At 58.8% G+C, this 19,019-nt stretch carries 17 protein-coding genes; 7 read left to right on the top strand and 10 right to left on the bottom strand.

From position 1 onward, the window contains the following. Nucleotides 1–86: 86 nt before the first annotated feature. A complete protein-coding gene (locus tag G6L01_RS26435) occupies nt 87–875 on the top strand; it encodes an alpha/beta fold hydrolase (protein WP_174096432.1) in 789 nt (262 codons plus the stop codon). A gap of 6 nt (nt 876–881) precedes the next feature. Then, nucleotides 882–2,012, top strand: coding sequence for a PAS domain-containing sensor histidine kinase (locus tag G6L01_RS26440; protein ID WP_174096433.1), 1,131 nt, complete (start codon nt 882–884; stop codon nt 2,010–2,012). A 116-nt stretch (nt 2,013–2,128) separates the two neighbouring features. On the opposite strand, the gene G6L01_RS26445 is transcribed toward G6L01_RS26440, so the two are convergent. The 3 genes from G6L01_RS26445 to G6L01_RS26455 are packed head-to-tail and all read right to left on the bottom strand — an operon-like array spanning nt 2,129 to nt 4,677. Beyond that, a complete protein-coding gene (locus tag G6L01_RS26445; protein ID WP_174096434.1) occupies nt 2,129–3,649 on the bottom strand; it encodes a sensor histidine kinase in 1,521 nt (506 codons plus the stop codon). A gap of 9 nt (nt 3,650–3,658) precedes the next feature. Then, on the bottom strand, nt 3,659–4,297 hold the full coding sequence (locus tag G6L01_RS26450; protein WP_174096435.1) for a chemotaxis protein CheX: 639 nt from the start codon (nt 4,295–4,297) through the stop codon (nt 3,659–3,661). Beyond that, nucleotides 4,294–4,677 carry a response regulator transcription factor gene (locus G6L01_RS26455; protein WP_174096436.1) on the bottom strand — a complete coding sequence of 128 codons (384 nt, stop codon included), beginning with the start codon at nt 4,675–4,677 and terminating at the stop codon, nt 4,294–4,296. Before G6L01_RS26455 ends, G6L01_RS26450 begins: the two co-directional genes overlap by 4 nt. A gap of 177 nt (nt 4,678–4,854) precedes the next feature. Here G6L01_RS26455 and G6L01_RS26460 point away from each other — a divergent pair, with 177 nt between their 5' ends. Beyond that, complete coding sequence (locus G6L01_RS26460) at nt 4,855–5,091, top strand: hypothetical protein (RefSeq protein WP_174096437.1); 237 nt, start codon at nt 4,855–4,857, stop codon at nt 5,089–5,091. Nucleotides 5,092–5,137: 46 nt separating this feature from the next. On the opposite strand, the gene G6L01_RS26465 is transcribed toward G6L01_RS26460, so the two are convergent. The 4 genes from G6L01_RS26465 to G6L01_RS26480 all read right to left on the bottom strand — a co-directional run bounded on the left by G6L01_RS26465 (nt 5,138) and on the right by G6L01_RS26480 (nt 10,231). Continuing rightward, complete coding sequence (locus tag G6L01_RS26465; RefSeq protein WP_174096438.1) at nt 5,138–7,084, bottom strand: AI-2E family transporter; 1,947 nt, start codon at nt 7,082–7,084, stop codon at nt 5,138–5,140. A gap of 67 nt (nt 7,085–7,151) precedes the next feature. After that, entirely contained in the window at nt 7,152–7,508 is a 357-nt protein-coding gene (locus G6L01_RS26470) for a hypothetical protein (protein WP_174096439.1), read from the bottom strand. Nucleotides 7,509–7,565: 57 nt separating this feature from the next. After that, the gene (gene glgX, locus G6L01_RS26475) at nt 7,566–9,647 is read right to left on the bottom strand and encodes a glycogen debranching protein GlgX (RefSeq protein ID WP_174096440.1); all 2,082 of its coding nucleotides are present in this window, start codon (nt 9,645–9,647) and stop codon (nt 7,566–7,568) included. An 80-nt stretch (nt 9,648–9,727) separates the two neighbouring features. Further along, nucleotides 9,728–10,231, bottom strand: coding sequence for a YciE/YciF ferroxidase family protein (locus G6L01_RS26480; protein WP_174096441.1), 504 nt, complete (start codon nt 10,229–10,231; stop codon nt 9,728–9,730). A 260-nt stretch (nt 10,232–10,491) separates the two neighbouring features. Here G6L01_RS26480 and G6L01_RS26485 point away from each other — a divergent pair, with 260 nt between their 5' ends. After that, a complete protein-coding gene (locus G6L01_RS26485) occupies nt 10,492–10,884 on the top strand; it encodes a response regulator (RefSeq protein WP_174096442.1) in 393 nt (130 codons plus the stop codon). A gap of 832 nt (nt 10,885–11,716) precedes the next feature. Here the strand turns inward: G6L01_RS26485 and G6L01_RS26490 are convergent. Together G6L01_RS26490 and G6L01_RS26495 are read right to left on the bottom strand one after the other, a co-directional pair. Beyond that, nucleotides 11,717–12,010: a hypothetical protein gene (locus G6L01_RS26490; RefSeq protein WP_174096443.1), complete on the bottom strand. Its 294-nt coding sequence runs from the start codon at nt 12,008–12,010 to the stop codon at nt 11,717–11,719. Between the two features lie 227 nt (nt 12,011–12,237). Next, nucleotides 12,238–13,101, bottom strand: a complete 864-nt coding sequence (locus G6L01_RS26495) for an SDR family oxidoreductase (RefSeq protein WP_174096444.1) — start codon at nt 13,099–13,101, stop codon at nt 12,238–12,240. Between the two features lie 170 nt (nt 13,102–13,271). Between G6L01_RS26495 and G6L01_RS26500 the strand changes: the two genes are divergently transcribed. The 3 genes from G6L01_RS26500 to G6L01_RS26510 all read left to right on the top strand — a co-directional run bounded on the left by G6L01_RS26500 (nt 13,272) and on the right by G6L01_RS26510 (nt 16,645). After that, nucleotides 13,272–15,059, top strand: coding sequence for a glycoside hydrolase family 15 protein (locus G6L01_RS26500; RefSeq protein WP_174096625.1), 1,788 nt, complete (start codon nt 13,272–13,274; stop codon nt 15,057–15,059). Beyond that, complete coding sequence (locus G6L01_RS26505) at nt 15,056–15,901, top strand: SMP-30/gluconolactonase/LRE family protein (RefSeq protein WP_174096445.1); 846 nt, start codon at nt 15,056–15,058, stop codon at nt 15,899–15,901. Before G6L01_RS26500 ends, G6L01_RS26505 begins: the two co-directional genes overlap by 4 nt. Before the next feature lie 87 nt (nt 15,902–15,988). After that, nucleotides 15,989–16,645 carry a DUF6766 family protein gene (locus tag G6L01_RS26510; RefSeq protein ID WP_174096446.1) on the top strand — a complete coding sequence of 219 codons (657 nt, stop codon included), beginning with the start codon at nt 15,989–15,991 and terminating at the stop codon, nt 16,643–16,645. 172 nt (nt 16,646–16,817) lie between these two features. On the opposite strand, the gene katE is transcribed toward G6L01_RS26510, so the two are convergent. Next, complete coding sequence (gene katE / locus G6L01_RS26515; protein WP_174096447.1) at nt 16,818–18,965, bottom strand: catalase; 2,148 nt, start codon at nt 18,963–18,965, stop codon at nt 16,818–16,820. Nucleotides 18,966–19,019: the final 54 nt, after the last annotated feature.

Raw genomic sequence — 19,019 nt, forward strand, 5'->3', positions numbered from 1 at the left:
GCAGAATTACAATGTTCCGCAGCTATGTTCCCGACGGTGGAATTTTGGCCGGGCTGTGATAGTGTGCCGAAATTCAGAGGGTTAGTATGTCTGTCATTCAGCGCAACAATGTCGTATCGCGCGGCAACGGAAAACGGGCGATGGTTTTTTCGCATGGATTTGGTTGCGACCAAAACATGTGGCGCCTGGTCGCACCCGCGTTCGAAGGCGATTTTCAGACCGTGCTTTTCGACCATGTCGGCGCGGGAAAATCGGATCTTGCGGCCTACGATTCTGAGAAATACGGATCACTCGACGGCTATGCAGCGGACGTTGTAGAGATCGCAGAGGCGCTTGGATTGAGCGACGCGACCTTTGTTGGCCATAGCGTCAGCGCGATGATCGGCGTGCTGGCCTCCATCAGATCACCCGGATTGTTCAGCGAACTGATCCTGGTGGGGCCGTCTGCACGCTATATCAACGATGACGGCTATTACGGCGGATTCGGCGCACAGGATATCGATGAGCTTCTTTCATCACTCGCCGACAACCACATGGGCTGGTCGATGGCCATGGCTCCCGCGATCATGGGCAACGCCGACCGCCCGGAACTGGGCGAGGAACTGACCGACAGTTTCTGCCGGACCGATCCGGATATAGCCCGTCGGTTCGCGAAGGTGACCTTCACCTCCGACAACCGTGAAGACCTTCCTCTGGTGAGCGCCCGAACCTTGGTTCTTCAGTGCAGGGACGACATCATCGCTTCCGAGAAGGTCGGAGAATACGTTCGGGATCACATTCCGGGAGCCACCATGGTTGTTCTCGATGCTTCGGGCCACTGCCCGAACCTATCTGCGCCGAATGAGGTAATCTCGGCCATGCGCTCGTTCGTTTAGGTAGCCATGCAGGACGACTTCCAGGACCTCTTCGACAACGCACCCTGCGGCTATGTCGTGACCGACGACCGGTCCCATATTACCCTCGTCAACGGGACCATGCTTGAGTGGCTCGGTTTCGAGCGCGCCGATGTCGTTGGCAGGAAGCTGCCAGAGCTGATGCCCGTAGCCGGGCGCATGTTTTATGAGACCCATTTTTCTCCGCTGCTGAGGATGCAGGGCTTCTTCCACGAAGTGGCGCTCGATCTCGTGTGCAAGGACGGCAAGCGGCTGCCCGTTCTGGCAAATGCCACCCAGACCATGGATGCTGACGGTGCGGTCACCGGCACAAGGGTGGCGCTCTTCCAGGCGACTAGCCGCCGGAAATACGAGCGGGAGCTGGCCGACGCCAACCGAGTAGGGAACGAGACCCGAAAGGAAATCGAAGGTCTGGTCGCCGCGCTGACGGAAACTGGCCTTCATCGCGACGAGTTCATCGCGATTCTTGGTCACGATCTTCGCAATCCGCTGGCGTCGATCGGCAGCGGCATGCGCATCCTTTCGAAAGAGGACCTCCGTCCAAGGGCGAAGCAGGTCGTCACGCTTATCGAGGGCAGCGTATCGCGGATGAGTGGCCTCATCGACGATGTTCTCGATTTGACCCGGGGGCGCCTCGGAGGCGGTATTTCACTGACGCGCCGGGCAGAGGACGGCCTGGCCGCTCACCTCGAGCAGGTTGTGGCGGAGCTCACCAGCGCTAGCGGGAGAGACATCGAAGTCGACATCTCGCTTGAGATGCCGGCATTCGTGGATGCTGCGCGCGTGGCCCAGCTTGTATCCAATCTGCTTGGGAACGCCATAACCCACGGCGCGGCTGACGAGGCGATCGGAATGACTGCCCTGATCGACGGTGGATCACTGGCAATCTCTGTCTGGAACGGCGGAGACCCGATCCCCGAAGAAGCCATGGAGCGCCTTTTTCAGCCCTTCTTCCGCGGCGGCAGTTCCGAGAGCAGAAACGAACAAGGTCTCGGCCTTGGCTTGCACATCGCTTCGGAAATCGCGAAGGCACATGGCGGGACTGTCACCGTCTCTTCGACCGCGGAGCGAACCGTTTTCGAGTTTCGGATGCCGAATGAAATTCCATCGGACAGTTGACGATGTGCCCGGAGAACGCTCACGGCATTGCCACGGTCGATTTACAGCCCGCGGCTGAAGGTCTTGTATTTTCGTGATAGCCGTAGGCCCCGCGACCCACTGCATGGGCCAGGAATTTACCGATTTTGCGCAGTTTCTACCGGCATTCGGAAAGTGAAGCTCGTCTTGTTAGCATCGGACACGGCATCAAGTGTACCTCTGTGAGCCTTTGCGATTTCGCTCGCGATGTAGAGGCCTAGCCCCAAGCCTTGCTTGGTCGAATTGTCCTCTCCTCGATAGAACGGTTGGAACAAGCGTTTCATGGTGGCTTCCGGTATCGGTCTTCCCCCATTCGATATCGTGAGTTCGAGATTGCCGTCCGTTACCCTCGCGGACACCGATATCGGCCGGTCTGCTGCGCCGTGGGTGATGGCGTTGCCTAGCAGGTTGGAAGCCATCTGCTCAAGGCGTGCTTGATCGACATCGATCGTCCGATGGATGTCGAATTCAGTCTCAATGGTTCGGTCAGGGTTCGCCGACTGGATCTCGTTGACGATCCTGGCAAGAAGGGGCTCGATGCGTCCGCCCTTCGTCAGTTCAAGCCCTATCCCATTGCCCAATCGGCCACGCGCGAGATCGAGCAGGTCGTCGATCAGACCACTCATGCGTTGAACGCTTTCGCCCATCAGGCGCAGGACACGAACCGAGCGCTGATCCGTTACGTCCTTGCCGATGATCCGCAGCCCTGATGACATGGAAGCCAAGGGATTTCGCAGGTCGTGGCCAAGCACGGCAATGAACTGCTCCCGTTCGTGCGCGACGCCTTCGAGTTCCTTGTTTGCTTGTTGAAGCTCCAGTTGCGCTTGCCTCGCTTCGGTCACGTCGAAGACGACGCCGACGAAGCGTCGACCGCTCGAATCGATATCGTCCAGGTATTCACCACGGCGAGCGAGCCATCGCTCCCGACCGTCGTCGGCACGACGTATGCGGAACTCGATGTTGCCTTCGCTCTGCAGTCCGTCCGGATCCGTAAGGTCGATGATTTTTCCGTCATCCGGATGGACGAGGTCGTTCAGGACGCCAACATGAACAAATGACGCAACATGAAGGCCGAACAAACGACAGAACTGATCCGAGACACCAACCGTCGCCCAGCCCACCTTGTGCTCAAAGGTGCCGACCCCACCGGCGGATTGTGCGATCCGAAGTTGCTCGGCAGTACGTTTCTGCTCGGTGACGTCGATGAGGACGCCGACGAAGATGATCGGCTCGTCATCTTCGTCGAGGATCGTCTTGCCGCTGGCGTGGACCCATCGATATCCGCCGTCGTCCTTCAGCAGTCGATACTCTTTGGACAATGTCTCGGAGCCAGCGACCATACCGGCCACGGCTAGCTTCACCCGCTTGAGGTCGTCTGGATGAATGGAGGTAAAAAAACGGTCGGTAGGAACTCCTTCAGCCAGTGCGACCGGATCCTGACGCGTGATCGAAGCGAAACGGGCGTCGGCAACGAGGCGTTTCTGAGAGATGTCCCATTCCCAAGTACAAGGAGCGCCAGAAACATCAAGCGTCAGCTCCAACTTCCTGCGGGTCTTCGCGAGCTCAAGACGCATCCGGTCGAGTTCCGATTGCGAGGTTTCAGCATTTCCGCCATCCATCAGCCGCGCCTATTCCGTACCTGCCATCACCCGGTCGATGAAGCCGGCGATGAGTTGCTTGAGATTCTCTAGCGAAGGCAGGTCCATCAGCATCGCGATGTAGCCATTGATCTTCCGGTCCCGTACGGAAAAGTTGATGTAGAGGAATAGGACGAAGCTTTGCTCCCCGGCCTCGTCAAGCACGTCGAACAGCATGCGGCTGTCACCGCGGAGAATATCGGGAAGGGACATCTTGAGGCTGTGTTGCAGCATGTTGGCCATCGAGCCAAGGCAACTGTTCAGGATGACGTTGCCCGTCTCGGCGAGAGCTTCGTCCTCCATTTCCACAAGATCCTCCTCCGCCGTCTCTTCCCCGAGAATACCTCGCACAAGTGACAATCCGTTGCTTTGAGGAAAAATCAGCAAAGCTCTTCCAGAGAAAGGCCCTTCAAAATTCTGCTGGACGGCGACAAGAGTTTCGCTCTCGCGCTGCCCGATCAACGAGGCTGCCGATTTTCGAGTTACGACCTCAACGGATGGTACAGAGAGGATGACTTCCTTGTTGACCATCTTGCGCAGGCTCGCCGCGGCACGGCTGACCCCGATGTTTACCAGTTCGGTGAGCGCGTCACGCTCCAATTCATCGAGATCAGTCCGCCTGTCGCTCATTCGCCAACCCTCCGCAGACGAAGGGCCGCTCCGGAGATGAAGCCGCCCAGCGCATCCTGTGTGACGGGCTTTGCCACGAATGCGGCATTAAGTGCACGCACCCTGGCGATGATCTCATCCTGTACATTGGCGGTGATCACGGCGATCGGCATGTCCGGGTAAGCGGCACGCAGCTCCGAAGCTACCTCCAGACCATCCTTTCCGGGCATGTTGAAGTCCAGAATTGCAATATCGACGGGCGTTCTATCGACGGCAGCCAGCGCTTCGTCGGCATTGGATGCTTCGAGACGTATCCAGTCAGGCTTGAGGGCGGCGAGCGTCTTTCCCAATACTATCCGGGCCAGTTTGCTGTCGTCCACGATCAGGACGGTGACCGCCATAGAACTCTCCAATATCTCGCCTCGCGCCGCATAGCGGTTTTGGAACTGTTATTGGCATGCGGCGGCACTCGCAATGGAAATTATTGCTCGCCCTTTTGATCCCTACCTGGCGATCCTTAGGGGGCGCAGATGCAATTGTCGCTTGCCGCCGCAGCCTGGAATGCTATTTCAGGATAGATGGATGAAGAAACAATAGTACCGAAGCTCACCGGCACCGCCAAGCTGGACGCCACGACCGACGCAGCCTATGCGATCATCGATCAGCGTGATCTGGCCAGGGAGACCAAGACGTTGCGGCTTCGGGGGCTTCGTCTTGAGAGGGAAGCTGCGGAGCGAGCTGCCAGGGCTGGCGAAACCCCTAAGCCAAAGAGGAAGGCGAAGACGGCCGCCCCGACCCGTGAATTCGAGGTATGACAAGGTGTCTTACAATCCCGTTCGTTTGCTTTCACTATTGAAAACCTCACACCTCGGATAGCGCGGAGGCAGGGGATCCTCGTTTGGCGATCTTCCGCGGAACGGTCTTCAGGGCCACTGGCGATGACAGCGTCAAACCCAACCGGGTTGCCTCGACTATCGAGGTCACGACAAAATCGGCGTCGATTTCAGCCGGGTCGATCTGCGCATAGTCCTGACCATTCGCCGTCGGCATCAAAAGCCCTACGCGCAAGTCGGGCTTCAGTCGCTTCAGTCGGCGAACAATCTGGCGGGCTCGGGATTTCGAATTGCCGTTGAGATATGTAACGATTGCCGTGTCGATACCGTCGACGGGGAAAGCCGCCGAGCCGCGGACGGCATGCTCGGAGTACAACGACGTCGTCGACGTCGCTCCTTGCACTTCCAGCACCTGCGAAAGCATCGCTGCCGCGGCGTCGTCCAGACCGCCACGGCCCCCAATGCACAACAGGGACCGGCCGCGACCGTCGGGGAGATCGAGTTCAACTGCGTTGGCACGGGGATCCGATGCTGTTTCTTCCTCGTTTTCCTCCTCATCCGCGACGTCAGACAGGTTTTCCACCAGCGAGAGCGAGCTCGACGCCACTAGCATGATCTGGTGTTCCGACATCACGCCGCGCTGGCGGTCGGTCTCGCCGAGCAGGAGAGCAGGAAGGCCCACCTTGTCGTAGTAGTCGACGAGATATTCCTCTTCCAGAAACTCCTCCGCGTTGTCGGAGGCTTCGTTCGGATCTCCCGAAAGGAGACGCTGGTAGAGCTTCTCATGCGGCTCCAGAACGGGCTCGTTGCCGAGCAGGACGTCGAGTACGCCGAACTGGGGAACGTGTCTGCCGAGCACCACCAGACAGACCGTCAACGGCGTTGAAAGCATGAGGCCGAGCGGCCCCCAAAGCCACGACCAGAAGATCGCCGAAATGATGATCGCCAAGGGTGACAGACCGGTGTTCGCGCCATAGAGCCATGGCTCGAGCACGTTGTTGCTGACGAGCTCCGTCGTCAGATAGAGAGCGCCGACCCAAACGACGAGCGACCAGCCCGGCGCGATGGCGAGCGCCAGAAACAGCGGCAGGATCATGCCAATGATCGCGCCGATGTAGGGCACGAACCGTAGGACGAGCGTCAGCAGTCCCCAGAGGACGGCGTTCGGAATGCCGAGCGCCCAGAGGCCGATCGAGATCGGCACGGCATAGAGCGTATTGACCACCAACTGCATCAGCAGGTATCGCCCGACCCGCTTGCCGGCGTCCTGGAGAGCGGCCGTCGTCCTATGAAGGTCGCCAAGGCCGACCAGCCGGATGAAGCGGTCGCGCAGGTCCTCGCGCTCGAGCAGCATGAAGATCACCAGCACGATCACGAGACCGGCCGTCGCAAAGGGGCTGATGAGCGGTAGAAGAAGGTTGCCCAGCGTCTGGATCGGATCTGAGCGCGTCACGATCTCGACGGGCATGGGTTCGCGGCCAGTCGGCGTCTGGGCGGGTGTCGTCTGACTCTCGACCGCTCGCGTCTGAATTTCTGCGCCGACCCGCTCGACGGCCTTGCTGAGATGATCGAGGATTCCGTTGCCGGCCCCCGCTTGGGCCAGCGAATGCACCTTGTCTACGAGATTGCGCTGATAGGTCGGGATGTTTTCAGCAAGGTTCGTCACCTGTGTGGCCACGACGATGCTGAACAGGGCGATCGCACAGAACGCCGACACCACCGCGAGGAGGACCGCCACTATCTTCGGAACGGAGCGCTTGCGAAGGAAGGAGACTATCGGGGCGAGCGTGAACGCAAGAAGCAGAGACAGCGCCAACGGTACAAAGATCTCCTGGCCCAGCCGGAGGATTACGGCCACTCCGATAAGGATTAGTATCGTGCGACCCGACAGCTTGCTGCGAAGCTCACTGTCTTGAGTTTGGTATGGTTGCGATGACGACGGTCTGCCCGTCTTGGAAAGTTCTGCGCCGCTCACCGCTCCACCCCTATTTTCAAACTATGCGCTCGACATTGGTGCAGGCGCACATCCCCCTCGGAAGGGATCAGTCATAGCGCAGGCTGGCCTTCAAGTCTCTGAGCTCGCCATCCTGCCTGAGCGCGGCTTGTTCGGCGACGAGGCGATACGCGTCGTTGGTGGCAGCGATGACCTCGTTCAATTGGTCGATCTGGCCTTGAAGCTCGTATGCCATGCAGGAGGATGTGAGCGTGCTGCCATTGACGACCGCCTGCCGCCTCATCGCGAGCGCAGGCTGCTTCCACGCCTCTATGAACGACTCCCGCCAGTCGGCGGGCGTGTCAGCCGAGAGCTTGAGAACCATGTTCATCAATGGGCCACTTTCGGCCGGGCCAGAGGCGTCGGCGTCCAGTTCGGTTATCCTGATGTCCTGAAACTCGGTCACGGTCTTCTCCTTCTGGAGGTGAGGGCCGTCGGCGGACGGGTCGCCCGCCGAACCAGCTCAACTGCCTGCGCTCAACAGCACGAGGCTGCGTGATTTCATGCCATAAGTTTCGGCGTCGCCGATGTCCTCGCTCTGCGTCTCGGGATCAGCCGTGGTCAGCTCGACGACCCAGCCCTTGCCGGAGCTCCCCGGCAGCTTGAATTCGACGTCGCCGTCATGAGGATTGAAGAGGACGAGGACGTCCTTCATCCCTTCGCCATCATCATTCATGTTCAAGCGGAGACCAATCGTCGTACTGCCTTCGTCGTCCCAATGTTCAGGAGTCTGCTCGCCGCCGCCAGGATTAAGCCAAGTCACCGCCATGCCGTCGCGCCAGCTTTCCCGGCGAAGAATGGGATTGTCCTGGCGCAGAGCAATCAAGCGCGTGGCGAACTGGCGGAGTTCGTCGGCCGAATCCGGCAGGTTCTCCCAGTGCACCCAGCTCAGTTCGCTGTCCTGGCAGTATCCATTGTTGTTGCCCATCTGGCTACGGCCGAACTCGTCGCCCGCCAGCAACATCGGCGTGCCGTGCGACAGGAACAGCGTCGCCAGAAAGTTGCGCTTCTGGCGATCCCGGACGGCGTTGACCCCTTCATCGTCGGTCGGGCCCTCGACGCCGTAGTTGTCGCTTCTGTTGTCGTCGGAACCGTCCTTGTTGTCCTCGCCGTTGGCGTCGTTGTGCTTCTCATTGTAAGAGACGACGTCGTTGAGCGTGAAGCCGTCATGGGCGGTGATGAAGTTGACGCCCGCCCACGGTCTGCGGCCCCTAAGGTCATAGACGTCCCCCGACCCGAGCACGCGCGCTGCGAAGTCGCCGGTCGTGCCGTCGGTGTCTTTCCAATAGTCGCGCACGGTGTCGCGATACTTGTCGTTCCACTCGGCCCAGCCCGGCGGAAAGCCGCCGACCTGGTAGCCGCCAGGACCGATGTCCCATGGTTCGCCGACAAGCTTGACCTTCGACAGAACGGGATCCTGACCGACCGCGTCGAAGAAACCGCCGCGTTGGTCGAAGCCTTCCGGCTCGCGCCCGAGGATGGTGCCAAGATCGAACCGGAAGCCGTCGACATGCATGTCCTCGGCCCAGTAACGCAGACTGTCTGTGACCATCTGCAGGACGCGCGGATGCGAGGTATTGACCGTGTTCCCGGTTCCAGTGTCGTTGATGTAGTAGCGGGGATCGTCCGGCATGGTCCGGTAATAGGAGAAGTTGTCGATGCCCTTGAACGACAGCGTCGGTCCGAGCTCGTTGCCTTCCGCGGTATGATTGTAGACGACGTCAAGAATGACTTCGATGCCGCCGTCGTGGAACGCGCGGACCATGTCCCGGAAGCCGGCAATGCCGTTGGGCCCGTAATAGCGGGAAGCCGGGGCGAAGAAGGCGAGCGAGTTGTATCCCCAGTAATTGTGGAGACCCTTGTCGATAAGATGGCTGTCGTCCGGAAAGAAGTGGATCGGCAGCAGCTCGATGGACGTGATACCGAGGCTTTTGACGTAGTCGATGATCGCCTTGTCGCCGAGGCCCTCGAACGTGCCGCGAAGCTTCTCCGGGACGGCGGGATGAAGCTTGGTGAAGCCTTTGACGTGGGTTTCGTAGAAGATGGTCTTTGACCAGGGAAGGTTAGGCTTCGCGTCCTTCTTCCAGTCGTGGTCCGTCGGATCGATCACGCGGCACTTCGGCATGACAGAGGCGCTGTCGCTGTCGTCGAATGCCATGTCCTTGTCGTCGCTGTCCATGTCGTAGGAGAAATGCGCCTTCGACCATTCGACATCGCCAGCCAGCTCGCGGGCGTACGGATCGATCAGGAGCTTGTTCGGATTGAAGCGATGGCCGTTCTCCGGATCGTACGGGCCATGAACGCGGTAGCCGTAAAGCGCTCCGGGCTTTAATCCCGGCACGTAACCATGCCAGATCTCGTTGGTGAACTCCGGCAGCGTGATGCGCGCCGTCTCGTTCTTACCACTGTCGTCGAACAGACACAGTTCGATCCGCTCGGCATGCGCGCTGAAGATCGCGAAGTTGACGCCGTCGCCATCATAGTTCGCGCCAAGCCTGGTCCAGTCGCCTGGCCGGATGTCGCGGTCGTCGTGCTTGTTCGTCATGGAAATCCTTGTTCGTTGAATCGGAGCGAGAAATATGGAAGGCAGAATGTCCGGCCAGCCGAAACCGGCCGGACGATTGGTCAGGCGGCTTTTTCGGCGTTCTGGTTGACAACCGAGGTCGCGATCGACGTCAGGGCGAGGTCGGTCGCCTGCTCTTCGTCAAGCGTCGTCTGCAGGAGCTTGGCGGCGTCCTTCATGCCCAGTTCAAGCGCCCAGGTGCGCAGCGTGCCATAGCGCGACATCTCATAGTGCTCGACGGCCTGGGCCGCGGCGAGAAGGCCGGCGTCGAGGGCAGGCGTGCCGGCATATTCTTCCATGATTTCGGAGCCTTCCTTGACGATGCCCATCATGGCGTCGCAGGTCTTCTGCTCCGGTTTCTTGCCGATGATCTTGAAGACTTCTTCGAGACGCTCAACATGAACCTTGGTCTCGGCGAGGTGTTTGGTGAAGGCATCCTTGAGCTGCTTGCTCTTGGCGGCATCGTGCATCTTCGGCAGCGTCGAGACGATCTTGTGCTCCGCGAAGTAGACGTCTTTCAGTGTATCATGAAACAGTACGTCGAGGGTCTTGGATTCTTTGGCCATGTTGGCTCCTGGGTTTTAAGGTTGTGGGAAGATATGGGCACGTTTTCGTCTGAACCGGCCATCTGGCAGATGCTCTCATCGCTTGTCAGCGATCCGGCAGAGTCATGCATTTGTCGGGAATGCCTTTGAGGTCGAGCGCGATCACACGACCGTGAGCGACTAACGACACGGCAGGATTTTTGTTCCGCTTCAACGGTTGCCTCGTTGGGTCCTCGACTTCATGCTTCCGGAACTAAGTAGGGAAGCACGGGTTACAGGGCATGGAAAACAGCTCTTTTAACGCCCTCTCTGAACCGATCGCACTTGTTGTCGACGACGAGCCACTTATTCTGATGGACACGTCAGACATCATCCGGGATGCAGGATACGCGGTCATTGAGGCGCGGTCCGCCGACGAGGCGTTCGCGTTTCTCGAAAGACATAGTTCGCTCCAGCTTCTGTTCACCGATGATCAAACCGGTGGAAGTCTTGACGGATTGGATCTCGCCCGCAAAGTTGTCGAACGCTGGCCGCACATAGAGGTCATCGTTGCGTCCGGCGCCCGGGTACCCAAGGAAGGCGAGCTTCCCGATAGCGCGAGCTTCATACGAAAGCCGTTCACTGCCCAAACAGTCCTGGAGATCCTGCGCGAGCATTTTCCTACCGAAGCATGATCCTCGGTTGTACTGGCTGTTTAGAACAACGCGGGAGCCGTAGCTCTCCGCTCCGGCAATTTTGCTGGCGAACGCCGTCGCTACGACGAGGATCGTGGTTCATGAATCAACCAGCCGACTGATCTTGGGGCTGCTGTTCGAGAAACCAACGCACCGCATAGTGGTTCTCTTATTTGGCCTCCCTAGCCCGCCGGGCCTCGTACGTTTTACACGGTGCGCAAGAATGGTGTCTGCACGCTATCAGGAGCGCGTGCGATCAGCATCAACGATATGGCCTGCTTCGATCCGATTTCGCGAAGCATCCCTTCCTGGTCATCTTGCAAGGGTTCTCTGCTTGGCTCCCGGGCGGGAGCATGTTGGCCGCGGCGATCGCACTCCCTAATGGCTTTGCCCCTGCGGAAATCAGCAACCTTGATAAATTCCTCGTCGCCGTTTTACGCGCAACGGAAAGCGCGGTTTCATCATCGGAGCTCGTCGCATTGGGATTTGCACCATGGGCAAGAAGGGCGGCGACCACATCAGGTCAGTTGTCCTCATTGTTTGCCTGTTCCAACAGTGGAGTCCACTCGCGGATGTCCCTGGCTTCGAGATCAGCACCCCTTTGAAAGAGGAGGTCGATCGCATCGGGGTCTGTCACGATATGAAGAAGGGTCCCTTATATCGCGCTGCAGATCTCTGCCCGTCATGGCGGGAGGATCCATGCTACTTCCGACGACGCTGAGACCTGCGTCACATTCGGTATGCTGTTCGCGGATCAACCCGCGTACCGACAGTCTGAGTGGCTTTCGCGGCGCTCTTATCCGGTCAATGCCGACAATGGTCGCCGGTCTAGCTACCAGAGCTTCTTGGACTTTGTGTTCCGCGTCGCCACATGGACGAGCACTGCGGTTGACAACAAAATGGATGAGACCAATGCCGCTACAGACAGCAGGCCTCCGTTGGTGATCTCAATTTCGGCACTGAGCCCCGCGTCATTTGTCACCATGATCAAGGCATTGGCGTGCTGACGCTGTGAAAGGAACGGTTGAGCCGATCCGGAAAGACCGTCGGGCGACCCAATCAAACGCTCTTGAGGGCGCAGCTCGCTGACCTCGTCCTGTAGCTCGTTTGTCGGCAATTGGTTCATTTCTCTGTTCTCCTATGGCGTCTTTCCTGGCGCAACGCTCTGATGCCTCCCCGTAACGTGTGGCATCTTGAGTGAGCATGCACAACGCGTGCAGCAGACCGGCTGGGACGGCAACGTAATGTTGCCCTTCCCCGGCATATCGAGACCGTAGGGAATAGTAACGGGTTTTCGAACAGAAGGTGTTGAAGCCGGCCGCTCGACTTATTGGGTCGGCGGCCAGGCGCATATCAGATCATGATCTCGCCGCCGGTCACGGGAATGACGGCCCCCGTCATGTAGCTTCCGAGATCAGAGGCAAGGAGGACATATGCCCCCGCCAGCTCCATTGGCTGCCCGGCTCGGCCGATGAGAGTGTTTTCTCCAAATTTTGCAGCTTTCTCGGCCGGCATGGTCGAAGGAATAAGAGGCGTCCAAATCGGCCCCGGTGCGACCGCATTCACGCGGATGCCCTTTTTCGCGAGCATCTCGGCGAGACCGGCGGTAAAGTTTGAAATCGCACCCTTTGTGGACGCATATGCCAAGAGCTGGGGCGACGGTTGCCGAGACTGGATCGAGGTCGTGTTAATGATCGAGCTGCCCGGCTTCATGTGCACAACGGCCGCCTTCGACAGGAAAAAAGGTGCGTAGATGTTCGTGCGGAAAGTTTCGTCCCACTCCTCGGCAGTGATGTCGGCGATGTCGTCATAGGTCCGCTGGAACGCAGCATTATTTACGAGGATATCAATACCCCCAAGCTCGTCGACGGCGCGCTGTACCAGATTCTGGCAATGCGCTTCGTTCTTGATGTCACCTGGAACGACAAGAGCCTTACGACCGGCTTCCTCGATCCACTTGGCGGTGTCGCGGGCGTCGTCGTCCTCGTTGAGGTAGGAAATGACGACGTCGGCCCCTTCTCTAGCAAACGCGATAGCGACCGCCTTGCCGATCCCGGAGTCGGCTCCGGTGATGAGGGCGACTTTACCGGTCAGCTTGCCGTCACCTTTGTAGGACTTCTCGCCATGATCGGGGACAGGTTTCATGTCCGCCGTCTTGCCCGGTGGCTCCTGCTGCTGTTGCGGATATGGCGGAGTGGGGTGTCGAGTGTCTTCCATTATATCTCTCCTTTTAGAGGTCAGGCGATAAACCGTGAAGGGCGCTTCGGGTTCCACTCGGATGATTTCGAGCTTGCTTGGAACAACAGTGGGCCGCCGCGGCTTTTCTCCGCGAAATCCACATCACCTTGGCCGCTCGTTTTTGCCAGGACAGTTCGAATTGGCCGTCAATGCTGCATCACCTCGTCCCCGAACGCACCCATGGTTTTCTTCCCCTCGAACATTATGCGGCTATCGGAGATGGGCGCTCCGTCGCTCTCATCGGAGCGGACGGTTCCATCGACTGGTGGTGTGCGCCGGAGATGGATTCGCCACCGCTCTTCAATCGGATGCACGACAGCGATGGCGGACGTTTCTCGATTACGCCGGCGGAGCCATTCGAGATCGAGCGCCGGTACCGGCAGAACAGTAATGTTCTCGAGACGATCTTCATCACGCAAAATGGGCGCGCCCGGGTCACGGAGTCGCTGAACAGCGGTGTTTCCGGGCGGCTTCCATGGTGCGAACTGGCACGCCGGATCGAAGGTCTATCTGGATCGGTCGAGTTTCAGATCAGGCTCAATCCAATCTGTGCCCAAGGGGAGGTCAACCGGGCAGATCACCCGAACGCAAAAATCCGCTATATCGGCGATCTGACAACGACCTTCTGCCACGACGACCGAGTGCAGGTCACGCTCGACAGCGACGAACTTACCGAAGTGACCTATGTCGCAAGAGAAGGGATCCGGACATGCGTCGCACTGCTCGTTGCTGATCGGGCACCGCTTGCGATACCTCGCCTTTCCGACATAGATGCCCGCATCGATCTGAGCGACGAAGAATGGCGACGGTGGGCGGCACAGCTCACCTACGATGGACCCTTCGCCACCGATCTGATCAGATGCGCACTCTCGCTGAAATTTCTGTTGTTTTCGGAAACCGGTGCTATCGCTGCTGCTGCAACCGCAGGCCTGCCCGAGCGGATCGGTGGTGACAAGAACTATGACTACCGCTTCGCCTGGGTGAGGGACGCGGCATACACGATCAAGGCGCTGCTGCGCGCCGGTGCCCTGTCCGAGCCGATCGCTGCATTCGGATGGCTCGTCCGCACGATTGAGGCCGATGGCCCGGAGCCGCACGTCGTCTATACCTTGCGCGGAAACGAGGTGCCGGATGAGACGGTGATCGCAGTGCCCGGCTATCTCGGTTCCTCGCCGGTGAGACGAGGCAATCGCGCAAAGCAACAGATCCAACTGAGTTGTTACGGCGATTTCCTGGAGACGGCGTCGCTGTTCGCAGATATGGGTCACGTCCTCGATCCGGCGGCATCGAAGCTCTTAGCCCGGTTGGCGGATCAGGTGGTCGAACGGTGGAAACTGAAGGACTCCGGCATCTGGGAACTGGAGGATGAGCAGCATTACACCTTTTCCAAGATCGGTTGCTGGCTGGCGCTGGACCGGGCCGTGATGCTGGCGGATGACGGTCATATAGAAAAACACCAGAGGGAAATCTGGTCGAAGGAGCGGGAGATCATCCGCGATTGGATAGACGAGAACTGCTGGTCGGACTCCAAGCAGGCATACACGTTTTATGCTGGCACAGACAGACTGGACGCTTCTCTGTTGCTTGCCACACGATTCGGTTTCGGCCGCAACGACCGCCTGCGGATGACCCGCCAAGCAATCGAGTACGAACTTGCGGTCGGGCCGCTGGTCTATCGCTACTCCGGCGCTGCGCAGGAGGAGGGGGCGTTCGTGGCCTGCTCTTGCTGGCTGGTCGAAGCCTATGCTTTCCTCGGCGAGGTGGACCGCGCTGAGGAAATGCTCGGCGAGCTCCTAAAGCCGCTCGGAAACAATTTCGGCATCCTCAACGAACAGATTGATCCAAGCACAGGCGCAGGCCTCGGCAACATGCCGCAGGGACTGAGCCATCTGGCACTGCTTCACGCCATATTCTCGATACAGGAGAACCGCACATGACCGCCGAACTTCTCGACGCGGACCTGCCACTCAATCAGCTCGGCGAGGGGGCCTTCTGGAGCAGCCAAAACTCGGCGCTCTATTGGGTCGATATCGCCGGGAAGACAGTTCACGCCTATCGCTTACCCGACAAGGTCCATTCGTCATGGAGACTTTCGAAGGAAGTCAGTTTCGCCTTCCCTCGCGAGGATGGTAAGCTGCTCGTCGGTCTCAGTGACGGGGTCTACGAGTACGGCCCCGAGAGCGGCGAGGAGGTGCCGATCGCCCTTCTCGATCTTCCGAGTGGCCACCGTTTGAACGATGGGAAGCTGGATCCGGCCGGGCGACTATGGGTCGGGACCATCAACACCGCCGACGAGCCGAGCGAGACTGCTGCACTTTACGTGCTGCGGGAAGATCAACTGGTGGAAGTCGAGGGTGGCTACGAAAATGCCAATGGGAAGGCCTGGAGCCCAGACGGTACCGTTATGTATCACGCCGATACCAGCCGCGGAACGATATGGGCGTATGACTACGATGTCGAAACCGGAACGCCGTCGAACAAGCGGGTCCTCGTCAGGCATGAAGACTGGAACCCGGACGGCCTGTGCATTGATCCAGAGGGAAATCTCCTGGTCGCAGTCTTCGGCGGCGCCCGCGTCGAGGCCTATTCGCACCGCGCCGAGCATTTGCGTGACATCGAATTGCCCGTACCGAATGTGACCAGTTGCGATCTTGCAGAAGACGGGACGCTGTTCGTCACCACGGCCTTCGACGGGATGTCATCGGAGGCTCGAGCGAGGGCGCCGTTGTCTGGTGCAACCTTCAAATGCCAATATCACCAGGGACATGAGCATGTTTAATTCTCCTTGATGCGAATGGGGCCGTCCTGGAACCTGCTTCCGGTCATGACGTTTTTACGACGTCAAGCGTAGTGGGAGGGACAAAGAATGCGGGTGCTGAAAGACAATGGGCTGACGATCGTTCTTCTGGTGCTGACCTTGGCGACCATCGCGGGAATGCTCTTGACGGGGTGGCAGGTCAACAACGAGGAAATCATCCAGCATGGCGGAGCGCCACTGCCGCTCGCAAGCTATGCCGTGTCTGGACACTTCATCTCCGCCATCTTCGAGAACTGGGAAAGCGAGTTTCTGCAAATGTCGGCATATGTAATGCTGACGGCGATTCTCTTTCAACGCGGCTCGGCGGAATCGAAAGATCCAGATGAGACCGCATCGCAGGATGAGGATCCAGAAAGCCGCGCCGGACAGCCGGATTCCTGGGCCGTGCGGACGGGGGGATGGTTGCGTACTCTCTATTCCTACTCACTTGGCATAGCGCTGGCGTTGCTGTTCGCTGTCAGTTTCATTCTTCACCTGCGCTACAGCGCTATGGCCGAGAACGCAGAAGCTGCCATGCATGGCCAACCGGCGCAGTCGATCATGCAACATCTCGCCAGCGCGCAGTTCTGGTTCGAATCTTTTCAGAACTGGCAATCCGAATTTTTGTCGACGGCGGTGATCGTGGTGCTGTCAATCTTCCTACGCTTCCGGGGATCGCCTGAATCCAAACCCGTTGCGGCGCCGCATTCCGAAACAGGCAGCTAATGGATTTTGCGCGCCGATCAAGTGTCGCCGCAATGTTGAACCCCTAATTCACATTTGCAGGCGACCTGGCTGGGAATGCAACGGCGCGCGCAAGGTGACGAGAAGCTTGGGTAGTGCGTTACCCGCACCAGGTCTAAAGGGGGAACGGCGAATGACGCCGTTCCCTTTAGATTTACTTGACCGATGGTGACGCTTTACCCAACTTGACAGAAGGCTCTCTTCCCCAGACACGGAGTTTGCCAAGTTCCGCGACGAAGGCGGTGAGCCCCTCCTCTCCCGGAAGCGCACGAACGCCTTCGTCCAGCGCATCGGCGATCCCGGCCTTTTCCAGAAGCGGCATTGCCGATGGATCGTAACCGATGAACTTGCAATGCTGGAAGGCATCGGCCACGAAGTCGCGTGCCGCCGCTTCGTTGATGAGGTCGTCAATCGCTGCAGTCGAGGTTAGAAGAGCCACTGCGTCGAACAGGACTGATGGCCCGCCATCGATCATATGATGCGCTTCGATCAATGTGCCATCCGAAGCGGTGACACCGCCGACCTTTGGTGCGATCAGCTCGAAAACTGCTTTCTCCTTGGTAACGGCGTCTGTCAGCCCCGTCAGCAGCTTGGCGTCCACACCATCTGTGATCAGGATGCCGAGCTTACGGCCTTCGAAGCGCTTGGGACCGCGTTCAACGATGCTAAGCGCCGGCGACGGGTCCAGATCCTGACGGGTCGGCATCGCCGCATCGGCAGGCTTCGGCATTTTCTGGAAGCCGAGCTTCTGGGCAACGGTGGTTGCCAACGTCTCGTCGATGTTGAGCAGATGCGCAACCATCCGCTCGCGAATGACCGGCATTTCGACCTTACTGAGTTCGAACGTCAAAGCCGACGCGATGTGGCGCTGTTCGGCACCTGTCTGACTAATGTAGAACTGCCGGGCCTGGCTGTAATGGTCGGCAAAGCTTTCCGGACGCAGCCGGGCCTTGGTGCCCTGTTCCTCGGACGGGAAGTGGCGATAGCCGCGTGTCGGCGACTCCCGTGGCCCCTCACCATGTGAGTTCGGCTGATAGTTGGTCCGTCCGACCGGATTGCGCATCGCCATATGACCATCCTGCTGGAAATGCGCGAAAGGACATTTCGGCGCATTGATCGGCAGATGGGTAAAGTTCGGGCCACCCAGTCGCTTCAGCTGCGTATCGAGGTAGGAAAAGTTGCGGCCTTGCAGCAGCGGATCGTTGGAAAAATCGATACCCGGAGGCACGTTCTGGGTCATGAACGCGACCTGCTCGGTTTCCGCAAAGAAATTGTCGGGCATGCGATCGAGCACCAGTCGACCGATCGGCTGGGGTTTGAGGATTTCTTCCGGGATGATCTTGGTTGGATCGAGTACATCGAAATCGAAACTGTCGGCAAATTCCTGGTCGAACAGCTGGACCTGCAATTCCCATTCGGGGAAATTGCCGGACTGGATCGACTGCCAGAGATCGCGACGATGGAAATCCGGATCGGCGCCGTTGATCTTGACCGCCTCGTTCCAGGCGACCGATTGAAGGCCAAGCTTCGGCTTCCAGTGGAACTTGACAAAGGTGGATTCATCCTTGGCGTTGAGGAAGCGGAAGGTGTGGACGCCAAAGCCCTCCATGAAACGGAAGGAACGAGGTATCGTGCGGTCCGACATGATCCACATGATCATGTTCATGCTCTCGGGTGTCAGGCTGATAAAATCCCAGAAGTTGTCATGAGCGGTCTGCGCCTGCGGAAATGCCCGGTCCGGCTCCTGCTTGGCGGCATGGATCAGGTCTGGAAACTTGATGGCGTCCTGGATGAAAAAGACCGGGATGTTGTTGCCGACCAGGTCCCAGTTGCCTTCCTGCGTATAGATCTTGACGGCAAAGCCACGGACGTCGCGCGCCAGATCGGCCGAACCCTTGTTGCCGGCAACGGTGGAAAATCTGACAAATGCCGGCGTCTTCTCGCCGGGCCGCTGGAAGAGGTCCGCCTTTGTGTAGGCCGCCAGCGATTCGTAAGTCTCGAAATAGCCGTGGGCGCCGTAGCCTCGGGCATGTACGACCCGCTCGGGAATCCGCTCGTGGTCGAAATGGAACATCTTCTCGCGGAAATGGAAGTCATCGACAACCAGTGGACCACGGGGACCAACCCGTAGCGAATTCTGGTCGTCGGCGATCGGACCACCCTGAGCGGTGGTTAGGATCGGTGTATCGCCTTCTGCAAATTGGTGAAGCTCGCCGCCGGCGCCACGCTGAAGCTTTTGGTCGTGGATGGTGGCGGTCTGACCGGTCAGCTTGGGCGACGAATTTGCTGATTTCTTGACCATGTAAAAATCCTTCGATCGGCGTTGGTAAAAGATGAACTTTGAAACGCAAAAGGC

The organism is Agrobacterium vitis, from assembly GCF_013337045.2.
GTDB classification, from domain to species: Bacteria; Pseudomonadota; Alphaproteobacteria; order Rhizobiales; family Rhizobiaceae; genus Allorhizobium; species Allorhizobium vitis_B.